The following is a 19,315-nucleotide window of genomic DNA, read 5'->3' on the forward strand; positions in this document are numbered from 1 at the left end:
TTGGCAGGCGTGCTGGCCTGTGAACACTGGGTAGWCTTGACTTCTCCCCTCCTTGAAAGAGAGGGGATTCCCAAAGGATGCTACGCAACGGGCTGAAGCCACATTGCTTCGCTTTTCCCTTGAGCTGTCACCCACAACTTAATGCGGGTGGGGGCAGTCAAAGACCCCCTACTCACCTCAAGCATTCCTGCTATTGGGACTACGTTTATGTTTCGGTTCGTGGTTTCGCGCTTTTCAACACTAGCCAATTCGATACGCTCAACATCCTGCCATTGCTTGCAGTGGTTTAGGCTTGCCGCCAAAGCGGTAGTGACTTACTTGCCGGGATCTCTCCGTACTAGGATGTTTCTTCGCGTAGTTGATACGCCTACTTTCCACGTCTCTAGTTTAACACATAGAGAGGACTAAAGCCCCCTGAGTTGGCTGTATCCCCTCGCTAAAGCGGAGGGGTTTTAGCCCGCCCACATCACTCCTATAAGCTTCTACTTCAGCGCTATTTTGCAGGCGAAACGGCGCCGGATCCCGCTGGGGGTGATAAACAATATCAAAAAGAAACTGAATCTTTTCATCAGATCCATCAATGGGAATTAAATCTCGCTGAGCCACACTGGCGGTTGGGGTGCTGACGGTGGCGATCGCCACGACCATAGCGGTGACCCAACGGCAGCACTGTTGTGTGATGGCAACCTTTGCAATGGCCATATGCCTTGAAAAAACCTTTCCCCTAACCTAGCAGTTTTGCTTCGGATTGAGGCAGCCTGGCAACATTGCCCTGCGATCCCCCCTAAAGGCTATGATGGAGTGAGAGAGGCAAACTATTAAAAATGATCTAACAACGATTAACAAGTTTTCTGATAATAATAGCTGACCTCATGACTGATGAATCCGCCATTTTACCCGCTGTTGATGACTGCTCCCAAAATTCACTGAAGGAGTGGGGATCATCGCTAGCTCAATGTCGGATTCCAGTGTTTTCTATTCAGGTATTAATCATCGAAAACATCCCCCCATCGGGTGAAATTTTACAGCCTTATCTACAGACTATTGAATGTGTGTCCTATCGCGTTCAATCCTGCCTATTTGGTCAGTTAACGCCTGGTCTTGTAGCCCAAGCCCGTCCTGATGTATTGGTGCTGATGTGCCATGACGAGCAGGGAACCACTCAAGTAGAAACACTGCATCAGCGGTTTCCGCAGGTGCCTTTAGTGGTCATTGGCAAAAGCGACTGCCCTGATGTGGCCACCCAAGCCCTTCACAGTGGCGCCCAAGACTATCTGAGTGTGGCGGAGTTAACACCGCACTTAGTGGCGCGGAGTTTGCGTAATGCCATTCATCGCCACCATGTTGAGCAGCGGTTGGTACGCCAAGCGCAGTACGATCGCCTCTTGGTGCAGCTAACGCAGCACATTCACCAGTCCCTTGATCTGTCCGCCATCCTTGAAAGTACGGTGCAAGATGTGCGGCAGCTTTTAGGGTGCGATCGCGTTTTAGTGTATCGCTTTTTGCCCGATTGGCGCGGCATCATGGATGTGGAAGCGGTGGTGCCGCCGTGGCAGCCTGCTCTTGGGGATATTGTCGGGGATAGTTGCTTCACAGAACGCTACATTGAGGCTTACCGGCGGGGACGGGTTCACATCGTTAACAATGTTGAAACCATGGCGCTCGAGACTTGCTACCGCGAATTGTTGCAGCACTATCAAGTCAGAGCCAACTTAGTTGTGCCCATCACCGTTGATGGTCGTCTCTGGGGCTTGCTGATTTGTCATCAGTGCGCGCAGCCACGGGAGTGGCACGATAGTGAAGTAGAGTTGCTCAAGCAAATTTCCACCCAATTGGCGATCGCCATCCTGCAAGCGGAACTGTACCAAAAAGCCCAGACAGAGCTACAGGAACGAAAAGTGGTGGAAGCTCAACTGCTTTACCAGGCCCGCCACGACCCCCTCACCCATCTACCCAACCGTTGGCTCTTCGAGGAGCATCTGCACACCACGCTGCAGCGAGCGGCGCGCCAGCCAAACTATCAGTACGCGGTGTTGTGTCTTGACTTAGACCACTTTAAGACAGTGAACGATAGCTTAGGGCACTCGGTGGGGGACCTATACCTGCAGGAAGTGGCACAACGGCTGAGCCGCCACCTTAGCCCCCAAGATATTGTGGCGCGGCTGGGGGGGGATGAATTTGGCGTGTTGCTCAATGATCTACGGGATGTCGATCATGCTTACACCATTAGCAGTCAATTGCGCGATCGCCTTGCCTCAACCTTTGCCATTAGCCACTATACCCTTCACGGTTCCGTCAGTATTGGTTTGGTGATGGGGGATCGCAGCTACAGCCATCCTGAAGAGTTACTGCGAGATGCCGATACCGCTATGTACCATGCCAAGGCCAAAGGCAGGAATCGCATTGCCATTTTTGACCAGCCAATGCTGCAAAAAGTGCGCCATCGCCTGCGGCTAGAGGTGGAACTGCGCCAAGCGGTTGAACACGGTGACTTTGAATTGTACTATCAACCCATTGTCAACCTGCGCACTCAGGCACTGGTGGGGTTTGAAACCCTGATTCGCTGGCAAAAAGACGGCCAGATGTTGCCACCGGATGAATTTATCCCAGTGGCAGAAGAAACGGGGCTAATTTTTGAGATTTCCCGCTGGGTTTTGCATGCGGCCTGTAGGCAACTGCGAGACTGGCAACAGCGCTATCCCAAAATGATGGCGGCTGGTTTAACCCTGAGCGTTAACCTATCGGGGAGCCACTTTTCGCTGCCAACCCTGGTCGCGGACATTGAGCAGGCGCTACATAGCTATCACCTCTGGGGACAATTTCTCAAGCTGGAAATTACTGAAAGTGCGCTCATGAAGCATCTGGAGTCAGCACGGGAACTGCTGCTGTGTATAAAGTCTATGGGGATTCGCGTTGCCATTGATGACTTTGGCACGGGGTATTCCTCCCTCAGCTATTTACGCAGTTTGCCCCTCGACTGCATTAAAATTGACCGCTCCTTTATCGCCACCATGGACTCCAGCCGTGAGGATCTTGAGGTCGTGCACACTATCTTGCTGTTGGCGCAAAACCTGCGGCTCGACTGCGTTGCCGAAGGGGTGGAAACCACCAATCAATTACAACAGCTGCGATCGCTGCGCTGTCCCCACGGTCAAGGGTATCTTTTTTCGCCACCGCTGAGTGCCGACCAAGCAGAACTGTATCTACAAAAACATTTGGTTACCTAGCACTGGAGTTGCCCCATGCTCTGGGATTGGTTACTAGACCCCCTGCAACACGCTTTTATGGTCAAAGCCCTTGGCGTAAGTGCCTTAGTCGGTTGTGTCTGTGCGGTGCTCTCCTGCTTTATGACCCTCAAGGGTTGGGCGTTAATGGGGGATGCGGTGTCCCATGCGGTGTTGCCCGGGGTGGTGTTGGCCTATTGGTTGCATCTTCCTTTGGCGATCGGTGCGTTTGTGTTTGGTCTGGCCGCAGTGACTCTCATTGGCTTTGTGCAGCAGCAAACGCGCATTAAAGAAGATACCGTGATTGGCTTAGTGTTTACGGGGTTCTTTGCCTTGGGGTTGGTGTTGCTCTCTAAAACGACTAGCAGTCTTGATCTAATGCATATTTTGTTTGGGAATGTTCTTGGCATGAGCGATCGCGACCTTTGGCAGACGATCGTGATTAGTGCCCTTACCCTCATCACTATTGCCCTATGGCACCGGGATCTCATTTTGTTTTGTTTTGACCCCACCCACGCCCGCACCATTGGTCTGAACACGACGTTGCTCTACTATGTGTTGCTGGCGCTCGTGTCCTTAACTGCCGTGGCTGCCCTGCAAACCGTGGGGATTATTCTGGTGGTGGCCATGCTGATTACGCCGGGGGCAACGGCCTACCTGCTCAGCGATCGCTTTGAATGGATGGTCGCCATTGCTATTGCCGTGGGGGGGCTAGGCAGTGTCCTTGGCACATACCTTAGTTATTACCTCGATGCGTCAACGGGGGGGTGTATTGTGGTGCTGCAAACGGTGATTTTTATTGTGGCGATGCTGTTTGCCCCCAAGCACGGCCTCCTTGCCAAAGTGCGAGCAGGGTGAATCCCCCTCCCCTGCATTGTTTTTCCAAGCCAGCTGCGGTTCACTGGGGAAGTGTTGAACGTGTTCACCATTAGCCGCTAGCCATGATGTTCTGGCATCAGTGGCTTGCCGTCTTTGTGCTAGGAAATGTATGCTGCAACGTTATTTGGCGAGTGCTGTGGTCATAGCGGTTTTATCCGCCTGTGGCCCAGCCTCACAAAACGGCACCCTGATGATTTACGCCAATGGCGAAGAGCGCCTAACTCAGGGGTGGACGACCAAAGATGGTTGGGAATTGAGCATAGATCATGCCTATCTCACCCTTGGTGCCATTACCGCTTACCAAACCAATCCACCCTTTGATCCCGAATCTGGAGAATTACCGCAGGCGATCGCCACCGTTGCGTTTCCCGATGCGATGACGGTGGATTTGGTGGCCGATCAGCCCCCCCTTGTTGGCAGTGCACCTGCACCGGTTGGTCACTTCAATGCAATTGCTTGGCAGACCTTGGATCCCACGTTGCAATTGGTGGGCACTGCTCGCCGCGGCAGTGTCACCCTCCCTTTTGAGATTACCCTGAATCAGCCGTTGCAGTACGTTTGCGGCGACTATATTGGCGATGAGCGCAAAGGAATTGTGGCAGCCGACCAAACAGCGGCGCTGGAAATTACACTGCATTTCGACCATTTGTTTGGGGATGGCGCAGAACCTCCAACCGCAGAGATTAACCAAGCGGCGGTTGGCTTTKATCCGTTGGCGGCGCTCAGTACTGGTAACCGTCTCAGTGTGGATCAGGCCACCCTCCAAGAGCGGCTATCGCCAGCCGACTATAACCGTTTATTACAGGCGCTGAAAAGCCTGGGTCACGTTGGGGAAGGTCATTGTCGCGAGGTCTCTTCATGAAGGTGCTACTGTCTCTTTTACCCCTGAGTTCTGCCCTTTTGATCGCACCGCAGGCGATCGCCCACGGGGTTGCCCTCAACTATCAAGCACAGCAGGTGGTGAAAATTACGGCGCACTACGATAGTGGCCAACCCATGGCCAATGCCACAGTGAAGGTGTTTGCCCCCAATCAGCCGCAGCAGGCCGTCATCCAAGGCGCCACCAATGCCGCAGGGGAGTTTCAATTTACACCGGATCAGGCCGGTTCTTGGCAGGTACAGGTACGGCAGGCAGGGCATGGTGGTAACCTTACGGTTCCCGTAAGACTCGATGCCACCCCAGTGAGCACAGCGGTACAGGTTACAGCCGCTGCCAGTCCTGTGTCCCTCAGTCAGTACACCCCCCTACAGGTCAGTATTATGGTGCTGGCAGTTCTTTGGGGGGCGATCGGCACCGCCTGCTTTGCGTGGTCACGCCGTCGTGTACAGGTCGAGTAATGCACATTCCCGATGGTTTAATGCCGCCATTGTTGTGCGGGGTTGGCTATGCAGGCACCGGCGGGCTGCTGTGGTGGTCGTCCCGACAATTGCAACGCCAGCAACCGGATCCGCTGGCAACGGTACCCCGTTTAGCGCTATTAACCGCAGGATTTTTTGCCGCTTCAGCGGTGTATATTCCCCTGCCCTTTGCCAGTGTTCACTTACTGCTGTTGGGGAGCCTTGGTGCCCTGTTGGGCTATGGTGCCATGATGGCGGTGGTGGTGGGCTTGTTTTTGCAGGCAGTCATGTTTGGCCATGGGGGCTTAACCACCTTAGGGCTAAATGCGCTGATTATGGGTGTGCCCGCGCTGCTGGCGGCTGGCCTATTTCACGGCCTTTGGCACCGCTGTCGGGGCTGGGGGCGATCGCTCCTTGGCTTTAGCCTTGGTTGTGGCAGTGTGCTATTGGCCGTTAGCTTCTTCAGTGGCATTGTCATTCTCGGCTTGCCACCCACCATGGATCGCCAACGGGAAATTACGGCCATTTGGGTCATTATCGCAAGCCATGTCCCCCTTGCCCTCCTCGAAGGCGTGTTTACTGCTGCGCTGTTAAATTTTTTAGAGCGGGTCAAGCCCCAAATACTGAACAATTGGTCATCCTAGTCCAACTCGTCAAGGTAGTCTTGGATCTGCCGTCGTCGTTGTGGCTGTCGCAGCTTTTGCAGGGCGCGGTGCTCAATCTGGCGAATCCGTTCACGGCTAAGGCCGAGCAGGGTAGCAATTTCCGACATCTCCAGTGGCGGAACGTCTCCTAGGCCATAGCGTAGCTCGATCACCTGTTGTTCGCGGGGGGACAGATCACCGAGCATCTGCTGCAGTGTCATGCGCAAGGAGTCCCGCATGAGCACGTCGTTGGGGGTAGGGGTGGTGGCCTCAATCAGCTCCTGCAACTCGGTCTCTTGCTCTGGCCCCACCCGCTGTTCAAGGGCAATGGCACGGGGAATTGCTAGTAACACCTCCCGCACTTGGGTTGCGTCTAGATTCAGTTCTGCGGCAATTTCAGCCACACTGGGCATAGCTCCCTGCTGTATGGCTAACCGGCGCTGCGCCTGCTTGATTTTATTGAGTTTTTCAACCATGTGAATGGGCAGACGGATTGTGCGACTTTGGTTGGCAACCGCACGAGTGACACTCTGGCGAATCCACCAGTAGGCGTAGGTGCTAAAGCGAAAGCCTTTGGCAGGGTCAAATTTTTCAACGGCACGCTCCAAACCTAGGGTGCCTTCTTGGATCAGATCAAGGAACTCAACGCCACGATGTTGATATTTTTTGGCAATGTTGACCACTAAGCGGAGGTTGGCTTGCAGCAGTTGGGCTTTGGCGTGGGTGCCATGGCACTCGATCTGTTCTAGTTCGGCAACGGAGATCTGTGCAGCCTTCGCCCAGGCTTGGCGACCGCGCTGAATTACCACTTGCAGTTCCTCAACGCTCAGCTTGAGGGCGGCAGCCCACTGCTGACGATTGGGCATGTGCCCCAATTGACGATGTTGGCGATCGCGCTCGGCCAGAGCAGCGGTATAAGCTTGAAGGTCTGGATCTGAGGACTGCTTGCAGACCTCTAAAAGACTCTGGTATTGCTGCACCTGCTGTGCCAGCGTTACCTCTTGGGCGGGGCTGAGAAGCGGGACGCGGCCAATTTCTCGTAAATACTGACCCACCAGATCGGTGGTTAAGGGGCGTCGGGGGGCGGGTTCAATTGGGGTAACCACCATAGGGCAACTCAGAAGTCCTCAGAAATGACACGGTCGAGTCTTGGGTCAACCTTATTCTCGATAATGGGTATTGTCGGCAATTGACACTCCTGTGGCAGTGATGTGTCTTGAAGGTGGGTTGTGATACGGATCAGTCCCGTGGGGGAGGGGGTTGGGATGGGCATCGAGATTGAACGCAAGTTTTTGGTGACGGCTGAGTTGTGGCGATCGCTGGCCGTCAATGTCACCCACATTGCCCAAGGGTATCTTTCAACTACCCCAGAGCGTACTGTGCGGGTGCGCCGTGCAGGGACTCAGGCGTGGTTAACAATTAAGGGCAAAGCCAGTGGCGCCCAACGGCGGGAGTACGAGTATCCGATTCCCGTGGATGAGGCTATGGAGCTACTGACAGCACTCTGTATCCAACCCATCATTGAGAAAAACCGCTACCGCGTTCCGTGGGGAGACCTCTGCTGGGAGATTGATGAATTCAAGGGTGAATCGGCAGGGCTGATCCTCGCCGAGATTGAACTGCCCCGTGCTGACTATCCCTTAAGCGTACCGCCGTGGATTGGTGCTGAGGTCACCGACGATCACCGCTATAGCAACGCTTACTTAGCAGAGCATCCCTACCGTTGCTGGGGTTCCCAGTGCCAACAGTAGCGCTTGCGCCTTATTAAGCGATTCCTGCCACTCCCGCTCGGGATCGCTGTCGGCGACAATTCCCGCCCCCACCTGTCCCCAAGTGGTTTGGCGATCGCCAGCAACCAGCAGGGTTCGAATCAGGATATTGAGATCCAAGTGCCCCCGCTGATCCCAGTAGCCACAGGAGCCGTAAAACAAATTCCGTGGGACGGGTTCAAGCTCCGCCAAAATTTCCATACAGCGCACTTTTGGGCAGCCGGTAATGGTGCCACCAGGAAATAGGGCGCGAATAACCTCTACCGGGGTGGTGCCGGGCTTGACCGTGCCCCGCACATTACTCACGAGGTGGATAACGTGGCTGTAGTATTCCAGCGTCAGGAGTTCATCAACCACAACACTTCCCCAGCGGCAGATGCGCCCCAGATCGTTGCGCTCTAGATCCACCAGCATAATGTGCTCTGCCTGTTCTTTCGTGTTGCTGAGCAGATCAGCTGCTTGGGCGCGATCGTCAGTGGCAGTGTGCCCTCGGGGGCGGGTGCCCGCAATGGGGCGGGTTTGCACCCTCTCGCCCTGAAAGTGCACCAACCGCTCCGGCGAACAACTCACGATATATCCCCAAGGGGTCTGCCAATAGCTGGCAAAGGGCGAGGGATTAATCTGTTGTAGGCGTAGGTATTGCTGCCATGGTTCCACCCAACCGTGATGACTAAACCGAGCCGAGAGGTTAGCCTGAAAAATATCGCCAGCGCGAATATGATTTAGGATCTTACCCACCGCCGCCTGATAGGTTTGGGGTTGCCAGCCAGCAGCCAATTCCACAGATCCTGCTCTATTGGAAATCGGAACTTCGGGGGGCGGCGGTAATGCCTCTAGCTGTTTTTGCAGGGCAGCAAGGTCGGCAGCAGCAGAAGCCGCCAAATAGAGGCGATCGCTCTGGTGATCTAACACCGCAAAGCTCTGGGGTTCGTACCAAAAGGCTAGGGGAAACGGCAGTGGATCTGGACGCAGGGGCGGCAGCACCTCAATTTCCCATGCCAATTCATAGCCGAGCCAACCGAGCCACCCCCCCGTAAAGGGTAGATGGGCAACCTCAGGGGGCACGGTGGCCACTTGGGGAAACTGCCCCAAGGTGGGGAGCACCTGACCCAAGGAGCGTACCCACTGGCGGCGCGGCCTACCGGCACAAATGGAATAGCGAGCTTGGGGGGTGAGATGGCTGGCAGGGCTTTCGAGGAGTACCGCCACCGGCTCGGCTAAAAATAACTGGCTAAACACGGCTCGGCCGCTGCGTCCCCCCAAGGGTAGGCACGCCCAGACCCATGGCGCACAGGGTGAGATCATGGGAATAGCGCCCCCCAAGCTGGGAGTTGTATCCGCAGGAGCCAGAACAGCCCCATGGCTGCTAAGGCCAGCCAATCTCGCCGTTGCAAGCGCAAGTGGTGCCATGGGTTATCGTAGGTTCCAGCCTCTTGGAACCCCCGCACCTGCATAGCACAGGCCACCTGTTCCGCCCGCAGGAGTAGGTTCTCTAACAGCCGTACTGCCAGGGTCAGCCACAGCTTAATACTGCCTTTGATCCCCACTAATCGCCAGTTGATGGCACGAGTGCGCACCGAACGGCTGAGGTTTTGCACCTCTTCAAGCACTAAGGGAATGAAGCGCAGTGAGAGGGTTAGGGTCAGGGCAAGTTCGGCAACAGGTAACTTAAAGCGTTTCAGGGGTTGCATCAGGCATTCGAGGCCAGCAGTTACCTCCTCAGGTGCGGTGGTGAGCAAAAATAGATGGGTGCTGTAGAGCAAGGTAAATAGAAGGGTACTCAAGCGTAAGCCCAGATCAAAGGAGCGCTGGGAGATTTGCAGATGAATGGGCCACTGCCCCATCTGAGCGTGCCACTGCCAGAGAATGTAGTGATAGCTGGTGATTGGTGCTGTTGCCTCAAGGGGGCGGCGGGGTTGGTAGCTGACCGCCATGCCATCGGGCATTAGGGCAGTAATCAGAAAAATAAGACCCCCCAGCAGTAATAGCCACAGTAGTTGTCGTTGCCACACCCGGCGGGGAATGCCACCCACAAAGGTCAAGCCAATTAAGCAGAGGACTAACACTAATCGCCACGAGGTATCCGCCAGCACCGGTGCCAGCAAAAAGGTCATTAACCAGCCCAGTTTGACCCGTGGATCCAAGCGGTGCAACCAAGTGATGGGGTGTTCTAGGTAAAGTCCCAGAGGGAGCGATCGCAACAGATCCATGAATAACCGCTAGCTCTGCTCTAGTTGCCGCCGCAGGGCTTCTAGTTCTGGATCATAAGCGGGAGCGCTGGCACTGGGGAGTTGCTGCGGACTGGCCAACTCTGCTTTGAGGCGGGCGAGATCCTCATTAACACTGCTGGACTCAAGGGCAGCAAATTTCGCTTCAAGGGTATCGGTGTTTAGCTCCGCTACAGCTTGGGAGCGGGCTTCCATTTCCATCACCTTCTCTTCCATGCGCTCAAAGGCGGCCATGGGAGCATTGGTGTTGACCTTGCTAAAGGTTTGCTGAATCTGCTCCGAGGCCTTGGCTGCCCGCGCCCGTGCCACCAGCATTTCCTTGCGGGTCTTGGCCTCAGCAATTTTGCTCTCAAGCTGTTGCATTTGTTTTTTGAGGACATCGACTTGGCTAATCGACTGCTCGAGTTGCGCCTTTAGCGCCATCGCTGCATTGGTCGCTGCTTTTTTGCGATTCAGGGCTTCTAAGGCCAGTGGTTCATCGCCGTGTTGTAGGGCAATTTTGGCGCGCCGCTCCCACTCCGTTGCCTGCTGTTGATGTTGGTTAAACTGCTGCTCGAGCCGTTTTTGGGAGGCGATCGCCTGAGCCACCGCTTGTCGCAGGGAGACAAGGTTGTCCTGCATTTCAATCATGCTTTGCTCAAGCATCTTTTCGGGATCCTCAGCCGCCCCAACAATAGCGTTCATCCAGCTTCGGATCACCCGACTGATGCGATCAAAAAGTCCCACGGTGCTATCTCCCATACGCCCATTTTTCTAACCCATTTTAGCCTCTTCGGCAGGATGCCCTACGGCATTGAGGGGCAACGGTGACATCCACCAACGTGGGGGTCTGCTAGGATCCATGCAGAACACCCCTCAGCCTATGCATTATGGCACTCCTAGGACAGTCGGTCGATGAATTAACGGCATGGGTCAGCGCCCAAGGGCAGCCCAGCTATCGTGGCCAACAACTCTATCAATGGCTGTATCAAAAGGGGGTGCGATCGCTCGCAGAGATTACGGTGTTTCCCAAACGCTGGCGGGAGCACCTTGAAGGGGTTGAGGTGGGTCGCTCTCAGATTCGTCATCACCATTGGTCGAGCGACGGCACCTTGAAACTGCTCCTTGGTTTAGCCGATGGCGAAACCATTGAAACCGTTGGTATTCCCACCGGCGATCGCCTCACTGTGTGTGTATCTTCTCAAGTGGGGTGTCCCATGGCCTGCGATTTCTGCGCAACGGGGAAAGGGGGGTATCGACGCAACTTGGCACCCCACGAAATTCTAGATCAGGTGCTCACGATTCAAAGCGAAATGCAACGGCGGGTGAGCCATGTGGTGTTTATGGGGATGGGGGAACCCCTTTTGAACCTAGAGGCCGTGCTCAAAGCCATCACCTGCCTCAATCGCGATATTGGTATTGGGCAGCGGCACATCACCCTGTCCACCGTTGGCATTCCCCAGCAACTTCAGCGCCTAGCCAGCTATGAACTGCAAATTACCTTAGCCGTCAGCCTCCATGCTCCGAACCAAGAGTTGCGACAACAGTTGATTCCCAGTGCGCGGCATTATCCCCTAGCCCAACTCATGGCAGATTGCCGTACCTATGTTCAGCAAACTGGCCGTCGCATCACCTTTGAATATACGGTGCTCTCAGGGGTCAACGATCGCCCCCACCATGCCCGTGAATTGGCTGCACTCCTACGCGGATTTCAGAGCCATGTCAACTTAATTCCCTACAACCCAATCACCGAAGCCCATTATCAGCGTCCTAGCGGCAGGCATCTGCAAGACTTTTTAATGCAGCTACAGGACTTAGGCGTGGCAGCCAGCATCCGGCGATCGCGGGGACTGGATCGGGAAGCGGCCTGTGGTCAGTTGCGTCAAGCCCAACTGGTGGCACACCCCTAAAATGTTCTGCCATTTACCGAATGTGAGATGTCGTCAACTAGGGGTAAAGCCGTACCATCTGCCAGCCGCCTTCCGTGCGCCGATAGCAGAGGCGATCGTGGAGGCGGTTCGGGCGACCTTGCCAAAATTCAATCAGGGTGGGTAGTACCCGGTACCCCCCCCAATGCTCTGGGCGGGGAACGTCCTCCCCATAGCGTGCCTCAATTTGCGCTAATTTTGCCTCTAACTCTGCGTAAGACTCTAAGACCTCACTCTGCTGTGAGGCCCACGCTCCCCAACGGCTCCCTAGGGGGCGCGTCGCAAAATAGTGATCCGACTCCGCCGCGCTAATGCGCTCCACCGTTCCCTCAATACGTACTTGGCGCTCTAGTTCTGCCCACCAAAAGACTAAGGCGGCCTTTGGAGTGTGCGCTAGCTCTTGGCCTTTGCGGCTGCGGTAGTTGGTGAAAAAGACAAACCCCCGTTCATCGAGTTCTTTAAGCAGCACTAAGCGAGCCGCAGGCATCCCATCTAAGCCAATGGTGGCCAAGGTCATGGCATTCGGTTCAGGCAGCTCAGCATTAACGGCGTCTGTAAACCACACTTGAAATTGATGGAGGGGGTTCGCCGCCACTTCGGTTTCGAGGAGGCGTTGGCGACGATAGTCGCGGCGTAGATCAGCAATGCGGGTCATGATTCCTTTTCGGGTTCAACAGGTGCAGTGTTTTCACTAATCCTAGAGGATTCTGCGGGGGGATGTCGCCACAGCGCACGGAAAAAGTAGCTGAGAACCAAGAAAATAAGGCCAAACCCCATAAACAGCAGTACCCGCCAAGCAGGGGCAAGGTTGATGAGGTCGATAATAAAGAGGCGGATAATTGTAATAACGAGGGTAATAAGGGCAACAATCCGCACCCCTGAGACATCCCGCCGTAGCCCATAGACGAGCAACCCCACCCCAAACAGTCCCCACAGCAGGGTGGCAGCTCCTGTGCCGAAGCTTGCCAATTCGTGTTGAATCCAGCCCAAGGTTAGGGCGTAGCCAAACACCCAATAGACGGGGCGGGTTGTGGCGGCCAAAAAGCGAGTACTCCCTAGCCCTGCGGCCATCACAATTAGGTCGGTGATGAATTCGCGATTGAGTAGTGGTGGGGTGCCTGCCGCCAGAATTAAAAAGCGAGCGGCCATCACTACGGTGAGGATCCCCCACCAGACATGGGCAATGGTTTGCAACGCGGCGGAGCGGTAGTACTGGGCAAGGTAGTGCAAAATTAACCCTTCAATGGCAAGGGGTGCCAAAATTAAGGGGTTGCTGTGGTAGCGATAGATAATGCCTGCCAAGATGAGCAACAATCCTGTTAGGCTATAAACCCAGCGCCAAGAGGGGGGAATCCGCCGCCATAGCAGACTCGTGACTAAGTACAGGGCACCAAAGGCAATAAAGATAGCCCCAACGGTCGTGGCAGACCAGTTCCAAACAACCGCCGACAAACTGAGAGTAATGAGTGGATTAAAGAGTGCTAAGGCTTGACCATGGGGAAGGGATGCACGGTCACGATCGCCCCACTGGTACCACGGTGGCAAGACGGTAAAGCCCAACCACGTCAGCCCTAGAATGGCTTGCAGGAACCACGGTGCTAGACCGGTTGCATTAAAGGCATTAACGGCAATACTGAGCACCAGCCAGCCGAGCCAAAAGCTAGACCACAGGAGCGATCGCCACCCTTTATAGGCGTAGATCCCCCAACTGCCCGCCACAATCACAAAGGTATAGGCGGCTAAGGCAAGGGGGCTACCGGATCCCTCGTACAGCAGGAAGGGCGTTGCTAGGCCGCCAAGGGTGCCAATCACTGAAAAGATCGCCCGATTCTGCCGCAGGGCAAGGAAGAAGGCTGCCAAGGTCACCGCCACCATCAAGGGAAAGGCGATCGCCATCGAGACTATCTCTAAAAGCTGATAGGCGGCAAACCCCGTAATGTAATAGGTGGCCAGCCCTCCCCCTTGCAGAAACTGACTAAAGATCGCGCGCTGCTGCAACCGCCACCCCAAGGCAATCAGCCCCGTTGCCATCAATAGCCCGATCGCCACCAGTACCCCATCGGTGAGCCAGCCAAGATCAATTGCGTATTTAAACAGGAAAGCAATCCCCAGCAACAGTAACCCAATCCCTAGGCGGTTGAGCCACAATTCCCAGTTTTGCAACCAATCGGTTTTAGGTGCACTCACAGGCCGTAGAGGTGGGGGTGTTTCAGGTGCGGAAACAGGGGCAGGCTGCTGTGACGGGCGATCCGGGACAGTTGTCGGCTGGTCTGAGGCAGGAGTAGGTGAAATTGGAGGTTGTTCTGGCTCGGGTGCCAGATCCTCGCGTAACACTGCTTCTTGGAGGATCCGCAGCGATCGCGCCAAGCCCGCAACCGTTGCTTCGAGTACCTCTAAACGCTGGCGCAGATCATCGATGTTGGCCATAAATTGCTCATCTGCGAGACATACTTCTGTTTTATGCACTACCGTGCCACCTCAAAACACTGGCAATACACTTTCTTAACTGGCTTGACCCCCGTCTGATGACCTTGGGATGCCATCCCCAACGCTCCCCGTAAATCGTCCTATGCCACCCAGAAAAGGGAGTAAAAGGCAAATTTTCTCTAGAAAAAGAATCTAGCTTTTGCGTGATCTAAATCACAAAAAACTTCAGAAATTAAAAATTAATTAGCAAATCTTTATAATTTTTACTTATTTTTGATCGACGACTGCAAATTCCGTCAACGTGCCAGTCTGTGTGAGTTTTAACAGTGTTCACTTTTTTTATTCTCTCTGCGAATGTTCGTCATGAACAAAAGGGTACAGATGCTTGAGTTTTGGGGTTCGTGGTAGGTTGAAACAGTTCCGCTATGAGAGCGAACACGGCACCAGTACGGGTTAGCCTGTGACCTTGGTGCCCCGCTGTCCTGCCGTATGGATGCCCTTTTTAACGGACGCTTATGAAGAAAACGCTTTACATTGGTTTGACGACAACTGCGCTGGCGGTGTTCGGAGCTTTCTCCGACAGCCGTGCAAATACGCCCACMCCCACAACCGCCTCGGCTCCTGCTCCTGAGGCCGCCGTTGTTGCCAGCAAAGTGGGGGAACGCCAAGCCACTGCGCCCATTGCCACCCGGGCGATCGCCACCCTGCATCGCTACGAAAAGCAGGGTCGGGAAGCCATTACGGTCTATTTGCGAGGGATTCCCATTCTCACCTTCATGGGCACCAATGCCGCCCAGCCAGCAGGGGTGAAAGTTGCCACCGCCAGTGGTGGGGCCTCCCCTGAGCAAACCACCCTTTCGGATGCCGCGCAGCAGGCAACGATTTTAACTGCCCGCCTCAACCAACTCCACGAGCAAGGTTTTGATGCCAACTTAATACGGGTACGCTGGGATGGGCAGCAACAGCGCTATCGCATCTACGCCGACAAAGAGCACCTCCTCACCCTCAATAACCAGATTTTGCTACCCCAAAACCAGCAGCGCAGCGATGAACATGCCCTGCGCATTGCCAACCTCATTCGGCGGCAGTTAGGGAATGCACCTGCCCTCACCAGTGTTGACGGCTCTGACAATACTGTAGTGGCCGTCGGCCCGATTCGTATGCAGGTTACTGGTATGGCCTCATGGTATGGCCCCGGCTTCCACGGTGCGCGCACCGCCAATGGTGAGCGGTTTAACCAAGATGCCATGACCGCCGCCCACAAAACACTGCCCTTTGGCACCCGGGTACGGGTTACCAACCTCCATAATGGGCGATCGGTGATTGTGCGGATTAACGACCGTGGCCCATTTACGCCGGGACGGGAAATTGACCTCTCTCGCGGTGCGGCTGCTGCCATTGGCCTCATTGGGACTGGCGTTGGGCCAGTACGCATTGACGTATTGCAGTAGTATTGCAGTAATCCTAGGGGGAAGGGGTACTGCGGTACATCGCCATCCTCCAAGGGCAAAATGATAGAATGAACCACATGCTAGGGGTGTCTGTGATCACAGCAGGCTGAGAGTAAACCCTTAGAACCTGAACCGGATCATGCTGGCGCAGGGAAGCTGTCTAGAGAGGATTCTATCAATGGTGCGTAGCGAATGGATTGCTGCTCGTAAGGGGCAGGATAATGTTACTCAGATGCATTATGCCCGCCAAGGGATCATCACCGAGGAAATGCACTATGTGGCGCGGCGCGAGAACCTACCCCCAGAACTCATCCGCGATGAAGTGGCGCGGGGGCGGATGATTATCCCCGCCAATATTAATCACCCCAATCTTGAACCGATGGCCATTGGCATTGCCTCCAAATGCAAGGTTAATGCCAACATTGGTGCCTCTCCCAACTCCTCTAACTTAGAGGAAGAACTGGCCAAGCTGCGTCTGGCAGTGAAGTACGGTGCAGATACGGTGATGGATCTCTCGACGGGCGGCGGTGATCTCGATGCCATTCGCACCGCCATTATTAATGCCTCGCCGGTGCCCATTGGCACCGTACCGATTTATCAAGCCCTTGAGAGTGTCCATGGCAATGTGGATCGGCTCACGGCGGACGATTTCCTTCACGTCATTGAAAAGCACGCCCAACAAGGGGTGGACTACATGACCATCCATGCGGGTATTCTCATTGAATACTTGCCCTTGGTGAAAAACCGCATTACGGGTATTGTCTCTCGGGGGGGCGGTATTTTGGCGAAGTGGATGCTGCACCACCATAAACAAAACCCCCTTTATACCCACTTCCGCGACATTATCGAGATTTTTAAAAAATACGATGTCTCGTTCTCGCTGGGGGATTCCCTCCGCCCGGGCTGTCTTCATGATGCCTCTGACGAAGCGCAATTGGCGGAGCTAAAAACCCTTGGGGAACTCACCCGCAAGGCGTGGGAGCACGATGTGCAGGTGATGGTAGAAGGCCCCGGCCATGTGCCGATGGATCAAATTGAATTCAATGTGCGTAAACAAATGGAGGAGTGCTCTGAAGCCCCCTTCTATGTGCTTGGGCCGTTGGTGACGGATATTGCCCCCGGCTATGACCACATTACCAGTGCCATTGGCGCGGCGATGGCTGGATGGTACGGCACCGCAATGCTGTGCTACGTCACGCCTAAGGAACACCTGGGCTTACCCAATGCTGAAGATGTCCGCAATGGCTTAATTGCCTATAAGATTGCAGCCCATGCAGCGGATATTGCTCGCCACCGTCCGGGAGCACGCGATCGCGATGATCAACTCTCCCATGCTCGCTATAACTTTGACTGGAATAAGCAGTTTGAGTTGGCCTTAGACCCAGACCGGGCGCGGGAGTACCACGATGAAACCCTCCCCGCCGATATTTACAAGACCGCTGAGTTTTGCTCGATGTGTGGGCCGAAGTTCTGCCCCATGCAAACCAAAGTGGATGCTGAGGCACTAGCGGAGCTGGAGCAGTTCTTGGCCAAAGATAAAGATACCGTCAGCGTTTAAGGGACTGCGGGCGTCAGTCATGATCTCCCTGTTCGGGGTTGATGGGGGGGTGATCCTCTTGGTGGCGATCGCCCTCCTTTTTGATGTCACCAACGGCTTTCATGATGCGGCCAATGCTATTGCAACGGTGGTGGCCACCCGCGCCCTCTCGTTGCGTTCAGCCCTGATTGTGGCGGCGATCGCCAACTTTGCGGGAGCCTTTTTAAGTACTCGCGTGGCACTGACCATTGAGCAGGGGATTCTCGAGCGCAGCCAACTGGGCGGTCATTGGCTCGGGGTCATTGCTGCTGCCTTGGTGGGGGCAGTGCTTTGGAACCTGCTGACGTGGTATTGGGGACTGCCCAGCAGTTCCTCCCACGCACTCATTGGGGGGTTGGTGGGGGCGGCAGTGGCTCAAGGGGCGGCAAACGCTGTGCGCTGGCAGGGAATTGTGCAAGCAGTCGTGATACCCATGGTGCTCTCGCCGTTGCTAGCAGTGGCGGTGGGRATGACCCYGATGGCACTGGTAGAGCATCTCCTGCAATGGGTGGGAGAAGTACCTGAGCCGCGCTGGCAACACCTCCAAATTCTCAGCGGTACCCTAATGGCCTTTGCCCACGGTGCCAATGATGCCCAGAAAACCATGGGGGTGATTACGCTGGCCTTAGTGAGTGTTGGTCAGTTGTCTCCAGAGGCCGGTATTCCCCTGTGGGTCATTGCGCTCTGTGCCGTGGCGATCGCCATAGGTACCTACGGCGGTGGGGAGCGAATTATTYGTACTACCGGCGAAAAAATTACCACCCTTGACCCCCTTAGTGGATGTATGGCCAACCTCAGTGCTGCCCTGACGGTTACAGCCGCAAGTCTTGTAGGGTTTCCCGTCAGTACCACCCAAGTTGTCGTCGGTGCCATTACAGGCGCAGGCTATCAACACCATCCTGAGCGAGGGGTGAACTGGCAAACGTGGCGGCATATTCTAGTGGCATGGGTCTTGACGGTTCCCGGCGCTGCAGTCGTGGCAGCAGCCATGGCTTGGGGATTTAGCGGAAAACAATAGATAGGCGTGAGGCAAGACGTGGTGAATTTAGGGGTGCTTGTAAACTTCCCCGCCCTAGAAGGGCGAGGCTTTCTGTAGCCCTCCGGCTATCTCGCAAGCTAGCCAGGAGCCTCCAGGCAGCGTTACGGACTGCCCCAAAAGCGCAATATTGATTGCTCCATTTAGGTCTGCATCACCAATCCATCCGCAATGCCCACACTTGAACTTTTTTTCAGTTCTCAGCCCAATATGCAAGCAACAATGGCAGGTTTGACTGGTATAGGCAGGKGGKACAGCAACCACCTCAACTCCTTCCTTGATACCCTTGTATTCTAGGAATTGTCGCAACTGATAGAACGCCCAACTGTTAGACCGTCTCCGCTCGGTCGTGTTTCTCGGTTGCTGGTTGATTCTATCTCGAATGCCTGTCAAATCCTCGATAGCAACAATGGCATGGAGTTGTTTTGCTTCACGAATGATGGATGCACTGATGGAATGATTGAGCCATCGCTGAAAGCGTCTCTCCCTCCCCGACAGCCGTTGCAGGACTTGTCGGCATCTACGCCGACTCGACCGTGTGCCCTTCGAGGCTTTTTGCTGGAGCGATGCTCTCACTTTGGCGAAATGATCTCGGACTTGATTCAACTGCTTAGCATCCCAACCTTGATCGGTACTAGTTTTAGCGATTTCACGCCGACCGAAATCAACGCCAATCCCCTTGTCCGACTGAATGGGTTCAGGAGCTTCGTCGCTCAGTTGAATGTGGATGTAGTATCTTCCATCTCTGTGCTTGCACAGTTGAGCCGAAGTGGGTTTACACCCCTTCAGCTGGCCGCGCTGGTAGTGTCCTATTTCCAGTTTGATGTGTTCTCTAC

The 19,315-nt window shown here is 54.9% G+C and carries 18 protein-coding genes and 1 riboswitch; of the genes, 10 read left to right on the top strand and 8 right to left on the bottom strand.

What is annotated here, in order from left to right; genetic code table 11:
- Positions 1 to 387: 387 nt before the first annotated feature.
- Positions 388 to 702, bottom strand: coding sequence for a hypothetical protein (locus L5470_RS06970; RefSeq protein ID WP_499499042.1), 315 nt, complete (start codon positions 700 to 702; stop codon positions 388 to 390).
- A gap of 170 nt (positions 703 to 872) precedes the next feature.
- Between L5470_RS06970 and L5470_RS06975 the strand changes: the two genes are divergently transcribed.
- The 5 genes from L5470_RS06975 (at position 873) to cbiM (ending at position 6,085) form a co-directional block, all read left to right on the top strand.
- Positions 873 to 3,227: a GGDEF/EAL domain-containing response regulator gene (locus L5470_RS06975; protein WP_499499043.1), complete on the top strand. Its 2,355-nt coding sequence runs from the start codon at positions 873 to 875 to the stop codon at positions 3,225 to 3,227.
- A gap of 15 nt (positions 3,228 to 3,242) precedes the next feature.
- Positions 3,243 to 4,082: a metal ABC transporter permease gene (locus L5470_RS06980; RefSeq protein ID WP_499499044.1), complete on the top strand. Its 840-nt coding sequence runs from the start codon at positions 3,243 to 3,245 to the stop codon at positions 4,080 to 4,082.
- Between the two features lie 130 nt (positions 4,083 to 4,212).
- A complete protein-coding gene (locus tag L5470_RS06985; protein ID WP_499499046.1) occupies positions 4,213 to 4,965 on the top strand; it encodes a hypothetical protein in 753 nt (250 codons plus the stop codon).
- A complete protein-coding gene (locus L5470_RS06990) occupies positions 4,962 to 5,441 on the top strand; it encodes a carboxypeptidase-like regulatory domain-containing protein (RefSeq protein WP_499499047.1) in 480 nt (159 codons plus the stop codon). Before L5470_RS06985 ends, L5470_RS06990 begins: the two co-directional genes overlap by 4 nt.
- Positions 5,441 to 6,085: a cobalt transporter CbiM gene (gene cbiM, locus L5470_RS06995; protein WP_499499049.1), complete on the top strand. Its 645-nt coding sequence runs from the start codon at positions 5,441 to 5,443 to the stop codon at positions 6,083 to 6,085. Before L5470_RS06990 ends, cbiM begins: the two co-directional genes overlap by 1 nt.
- Here the strand turns inward: cbiM and L5470_RS07000 are convergent.
- Positions 6,082 to 7,194, bottom strand: coding sequence for an RNA polymerase sigma factor, RpoD/SigA family (locus tag L5470_RS07000; RefSeq protein WP_499499050.1), 1,113 nt, complete (start codon positions 7,192 to 7,194; stop codon positions 6,082 to 6,084). The two genes, cbiM and L5470_RS07000, sit on opposite strands and share 4 nt — an antisense overlap.
- Before the next feature lie 156 nt (positions 7,195 to 7,350).
- On the opposite strand from L5470_RS07000, the gene L5470_RS07005 reads away from it, so the two are divergent.
- Positions 7,351 to 7,836, top strand: a complete 486-nt coding sequence (locus L5470_RS07005) for a CYTH domain-containing protein (RefSeq protein ID WP_499499053.1) — start codon at positions 7,351 to 7,353, stop codon at positions 7,834 to 7,836.
- Here L5470_RS07005 and L5470_RS07010 read toward each other — a convergent pair.
- The 3 genes from L5470_RS07010 to L5470_RS07020 are packed head-to-tail and all read right to left on the bottom strand — an operon-like array spanning position 7,789 to position 10,808.
- Complete coding sequence (locus L5470_RS07010) at positions 7,789 to 9,264, bottom strand: anthranilate synthase component I (protein WP_499499055.1); 1,476 nt, start codon at positions 9,262 to 9,264, stop codon at positions 7,789 to 7,791. The two genes, L5470_RS07005 and L5470_RS07010, sit on opposite strands and share 48 nt — an antisense overlap.
- Positions 9,156 to 10,064, bottom strand: coding sequence for an energy-coupling factor transporter transmembrane component T family protein (locus L5470_RS07015; RefSeq protein ID WP_099798759.1), 909 nt, complete (start codon positions 10,062 to 10,064; stop codon positions 9,156 to 9,158). Before L5470_RS07015 ends, L5470_RS07010 begins: the two co-directional genes overlap by 109 nt.
- A gap of 9 nt (positions 10,065 to 10,073) precedes the next feature.
- Positions 10,074 to 10,808, bottom strand: a complete 735-nt coding sequence (locus L5470_RS07020) for a PspA/IM30 family protein (RefSeq protein ID WP_099799863.1) — start codon at positions 10,806 to 10,808, stop codon at positions 10,074 to 10,076.
- 143 nt (positions 10,809 to 10,951) lie between these two features.
- Here L5470_RS07020 and rlmN point away from each other — a divergent pair, with 143 nt between their 5' ends.
- On the top strand, positions 10,952 to 11,971 hold the full coding sequence (gene rlmN / locus L5470_RS07025) for a dual-specificity RNA methyltransferase RlmN (RefSeq protein WP_499499057.1): 1,020 nt from the start codon (positions 10,952 to 10,954) through the stop codon (positions 11,969 to 11,971).
- A gap of 37 nt (positions 11,972 to 12,008) precedes the next feature.
- Here rlmN and pdxH read toward each other — a convergent pair whose 3' ends face one another.
- Together pdxH and L5470_RS07035 are read right to left on the bottom strand one after the other, a co-directional pair.
- Positions 12,009 to 12,644, bottom strand: coding sequence for a pyridoxamine 5'-phosphate oxidase (gene pdxH, locus L5470_RS07030; protein WP_499499060.1), 636 nt, complete (start codon positions 12,642 to 12,644; stop codon positions 12,009 to 12,011).
- The gene (locus L5470_RS07035; protein WP_099798757.1) at positions 12,641 to 14,416 is read right to left on the bottom strand and encodes a DUF2339 domain-containing protein; all 1,776 of its coding nucleotides are present in this window, start codon (positions 14,414 to 14,416) and stop codon (positions 12,641 to 12,643) included. The genes pdxH and L5470_RS07035 overlap by 4 nt, the downstream gene beginning before the upstream one ends.
- A 515-nt stretch (positions 14,417 to 14,931) precedes the next feature.
- Here L5470_RS07035 and L5470_RS07040 point away from each other — a divergent pair.
- From L5470_RS07040 to L5470_RS07050, 3 genes are all read left to right on the top strand, one after another.
- The gene (locus tag L5470_RS07040) at positions 14,932 to 15,867 is read left to right on the top strand and encodes a septal ring lytic transglycosylase RlpA family protein (protein ID WP_499499062.1); all 936 of its coding nucleotides are present in this window, start codon (positions 14,932 to 14,934) and stop codon (positions 15,865 to 15,867) included.
- Positions 15,868 to 15,939: 72 nt separating this feature from the next.
- Positions 15,940 to 16,038, top strand: a riboswitch (TPP riboswitch).
- A 10-nt stretch (positions 16,039 to 16,048) separates the two neighbouring features.
- Entirely contained in the window at positions 16,049 to 17,425 is a 1,377-nt protein-coding gene (gene thiC, locus L5470_RS07045; RefSeq protein WP_499499068.1) for a phosphomethylpyrimidine synthase, read from the top strand.
- Between the two features lie 19 nt (positions 17,426 to 17,444).
- Positions 17,445 to 18,461 carry an inorganic phosphate transporter gene (locus L5470_RS07050; RefSeq protein WP_499499064.1) on the top strand — a complete coding sequence of 339 codons (1,017 nt, stop codon included), beginning with the start codon at positions 17,445 to 17,447 and terminating at the stop codon, positions 18,459 to 18,461.
- A 54-nt stretch (positions 18,462 to 18,515) separates the two neighbouring features.
- On the opposite strand, the gene L5470_RS07055 is transcribed toward L5470_RS07050, so the two are convergent.
- A partial coding sequence (locus L5470_RS07055; RefSeq protein ID WP_499499066.1) for an RNA-guided endonuclease InsQ/TnpB family protein occupies positions 18,516 to 19,315 on the bottom strand: 800 nt, incomplete at its 5' end.

Source organism: Synechococcus sp. PCC 6717 (genome assembly GCF_022698185.1).
In the GTDB taxonomy this organism is placed as follows: Bacteria; Cyanobacteriota; Cyanobacteriia; order Thermosynechococcales; family Thermosynechococcaceae; genus Thermosynechococcus; species Thermosynechococcus lividus.